4 protein-coding genes are annotated in these 3779 nt (G+C 36.3%); all 4 read left to right on the top strand.

Annotated elements, in window-relative coordinates; translation table 11 throughout:
- A partial coding sequence (locus RT405_RS09750) for a PDZ domain-containing protein (protein WP_313469376.1) occupies positions 1–423 on the top strand: 423 nt, incomplete at its 5' end.
- A 48-nt stretch (positions 424–471) separates the two neighbouring features.
- The gene (locus RT405_RS09745) at positions 472–1188 is read left to right on the top strand and encodes a response regulator transcription factor (protein ID WP_313469375.1); all 717 of its coding nucleotides are present in this window, start codon (positions 472–474) and stop codon (positions 1186–1188) included.
- The gene (pnpS, locus tag RT405_RS09740; protein WP_313469373.1) at positions 1185–2960 is read left to right on the top strand and encodes a two-component system histidine kinase PnpS; all 1776 of its coding nucleotides are present in this window, start codon (positions 1185–1187) and stop codon (positions 2958–2960) included. Before RT405_RS09745 ends, pnpS begins: the two co-directional genes overlap by 4 nt.
- Positions 2961–3253: 293 nt before the next feature.
- Positions 3254–3779 (top strand): substrate-binding domain-containing protein (locus RT405_RS09735; protein ID WP_313469371.1); only part of this gene is annotated, 526 nt, incomplete at its 3' end.

Genomic DNA, 3779 nt, shown 5'->3' with positions numbered 1-3779 from the left:
AGAGAAGGCTTTATATTGGCTATTGTAGTAAACGCTGCAGCTATTGGTTCAATTTGGAGTATGTATTCTGGAATTGCTGGCCTTGGAATAGCAGTAATCGGAGGATTACTTGTTCTTTATCGCCACCGACAACGAGAAAATAAACATTCCTTTTTATTCGGTCCGACTGATAATGGGTTAAAAGTTATTGGAATCCATCCTGAGACACCTGCTGAGAAAATGGGTGTTGCAGTCGGTGATACACTTGTTTCCTGCAACGATGAGGAGATTAGAACAGAAGAAGATTTTTATCGAGCGTTATCTAAAAATAGTGTCTACTGTCATTTAAAAATAAAAGGCCCAGATGGCGAACTTCGTTTAGCTGAATCTGCTCTCTATGCAGACACTCCTCATGAAATTGGGCTGGTCTTGCTCTCAAATTAAAATACATTCATAAGAAAAAAAGTTGAAACGATTAGATGGAGGAAAGCTATGAAAAAAGTTTTGATTGTTGATGATGAACAGTCGATATTGACTTTACTGGCCTTTAATTTAGAAAAAGAAGGGTATCAAGTTCAAACAGCATTAGATGGATTAACTGGTTATTCATTGGCATTAGCTAATACCTATGATTTTATTATCTTGGATTTGATGCTGCCTTCAATGGACGGTATGGAAGTATGTAAGAAATTGCGTCAAGAAAAAAACAATACCCCAATTATGATTTTAACTGCTAAAGATGATGAATTAGATAAAATTATCGGGTTAGAATTAGGCGCAGATGATTATATGACTAAACCATTCAGTCCAAGGGAAGTGTTGGCTAGAATGAAGGCTATTATGCGTCGAATCCAGCCTCATCCAGTAAAAAGTGATTCCTTGGAAGACATAGAAAACAACGAAAAAATAGAAGTTGGAGAAATCTGTATTTTTCCTGACCAATACAAAGTGATGGTACGAAATGAGCCAATCGAGGTCACTCCTAAAGAATTCGAACTTTTACTGTATATGGCTAAACGTATCAATCGTATTTTAAGCCGGGAGCAATTATTAAATGCTATCTGGAATTTTGATTATACAGGAGAAACACGAATTGTAGATGTTCACATCAGTCACTTAAGAGAGAAAATCGAAATAGATACTAAAAATCCCGTCTATATTCGTACAGTAAGAGGTTTTGGGTACAAATTTGAGGTTCCAAAAACATGAAAAAAATTCAGACCCAAGTTCTGACTATTTTTATGGTCTTATTTATCATTTTTGGGGGTTGTATCAGCTTTTTTTCAACTCGCTTAATGCAAAGTTATGCAAATGAAAGTCAGCAAGAAGATTTAATAGAACAATCGAAACTTATGTTAAGTAATTTTAACGGCGTAGCAGATACGGTCCAAGGTTTTCCTGATTTAAAAAGAGAAGCATTGAAAGTAAAAAAATATACGAACCAGCGAATTACTTTGATCGATCTAGCTGGAACGGTCATTTACGATTCTTCAGTAGATGATGCGCCATTGGAGAATCACCGCAATCGTAAAGAGGTCCAAGCTATATTAAAGGGAGAATCTCAAGGAACAGCTACAAGAAAAAGCGAAAGTACAAACGATACGCTCTATTATGTTACACAGCCGATTGTTGACCAGGCAGGACAAGTGATAGGTATTCTTCGCTTAGCTAAACCTTTAGCAGAAATGAACCAACTAAATGGACAAATCCGACAATCTATTTTAGTCTTCAGTGTCTTAGCCTTGTTCTTAACTGGTGGAATTACTTTTTTGATTGCAAAATATATTGCTAAACCAATTGAAGAAGTTATGGATGTAGCAAAAGATTTATCAAATAAGCAGTACGAAACACGTTTCAGTGGGAACGGCTATGGTGAAGTAACGAAACTTGGAGAAACAATTAATGAATTAGCTGAAAGTTTAGAGGATCAAATGCAGGAAATTGCACAAAATAAAGAGCGAATCAATGAATTGATCAATCATTTAGTAATTGGTGTAATGCAGTTGGATGAACAAGGAAACATTCAAATCGTTAACCCAGCAATGTGCCAAATTTTTGAGATGGACAGCAATGATTTATTGGGCAGATCCTACCTTGAAGCGACAAAGAGTTATGGACTAAGCCATTTAATCGAAAAAGCATACCGCAAAAAAGAAATTCAAAACAAAGAAATTTATTTTTATTTCCCTGCGGAGCGGATCGTAGATGCAAATGTGGTTCCGATAACCGGGAAAACGAAAGCTGAAACGAATCTGATCGTTCTGTTATATGATATTACAGAAATCCGGCGTTTAGAAAAAGTACGAACTGATTTTGTTACGAATGCTTCTCATGAGTTGAGAACACCGGTAACAGCTTTAAAAGGGTTTTCAGAGACATTACTGGATGGAGCAATGGAAGATAAAGCGATTTTGAAACAATTTTTAGAGATTATGCTGGAAGAAAGTACTCGGCTCGACTTGTTAGTAAATGATATTTTAGAATTATCTAAACTTGAACAAAAGCAAGTTCCGATTGCTTATGAAGAAGTGGTGGTTAAAGAGGCTGTCTTATCTACATTTAAATTAGTAAAACAAAAAGCTGAGCACAAACAAATCACTTTGAATTTGCTTGAAGAAGATACGGTCAAAATTGAAGGAGACAAGGATCGTTTGAAACAGATCTTGGCTAACTTGATTGATAATGCCGTTATTTATACACAAGCTGGCGGAACGATCACCGTAACGCTCAAAAAAACAAAAGAGCATGCTCTTATCACAGTCAGGGATAATGGAATGGGGATTCCTGAAGACGAAATAAATCGTATTTTTGAACGTTTTTACCGTGTAGACAAAGGACGAAGCCGCAATTCGGGTGGAACCGGATTAGGTTTATCGATTGTAAAATACTTGGTTGAGAACTTTAATGGAACGATTGCTGTAAGGAGCAAAGTTGGGTTGGGAACCACTTTTACAATCACTTTTCCGTTGCATCATCTTTAATCATCATAAATAGACTAGAAAAGCGGAAGGTCGCTTTTTCTAGTCTATTTTTTTATAGAATGATTGGAGTGTCAAAGAATAGGGTTTTATAAGCTGTTTCTGCTTTTAATGTCTCGCGGGTCAATGAATGACAATGTTCCACACTTTTTCTGATCTTTACAACTTTGCAATTCATTTACAAATGTCTACAGAAACATTACATAAAGAGAGAATAGAATTAACAGACAACCTTTACTATAGAGATGTGGACAAGTCGAAAAGAAGTCCAACACTCAAAAAAAGGATGGAATCATATGTATACAAAAAAAGCATCAAAACTAGTGTTAGCTTCAGGAATGGGACTATTTTTAGCTGCTTGCGGCAATTCAGCTTCCGATGCAAAGGGATCAAGTACATCTGGAGGAGAATTTGATACCTCTCAAACGATTCATGTTATTTCCCGTGAAGATGGTTCTGGAACACGTGGTGCATTTACTGAAATCACAGGGATATTAGAAGAAGATGCTGATGGCAATGAAGTAGATAATACGTATACAGAAGCAGCGATACAAAACAGTACAGATGGAGTAATGACTTCTGTCGCCGGCGATGCAACAGCAATCGGTTATATTTCACTAGGCTCATTAAATGACAAGGTTAAAGCAGTTAAAATTGAAGGAGTCGAGCCAACAGGTGAAACAGTTAAAGACGGTTCATATGCAATTGCACGTCCTTTCAATGTAGTATATAAAGATAATTTAAGTGAGATTGCACAAGATTTTTGGGATTTTATGTTTAGTCAACAAGGACAAGAAATCATCGTAAATGAAGGGTATGTTG

It is taken from the genome of Carnobacterium sp. (assembly GCF_032094055.1).
GTDB lineage: Bacteria > Bacillota > Bacilli > Lactobacillales > Carnobacteriaceae > Carnobacterium_A.
The sequence above is the reverse complement of the archived record's forward strand: the minus strand, read 5'-3'. Positions and strand labels throughout refer to the sequence as shown.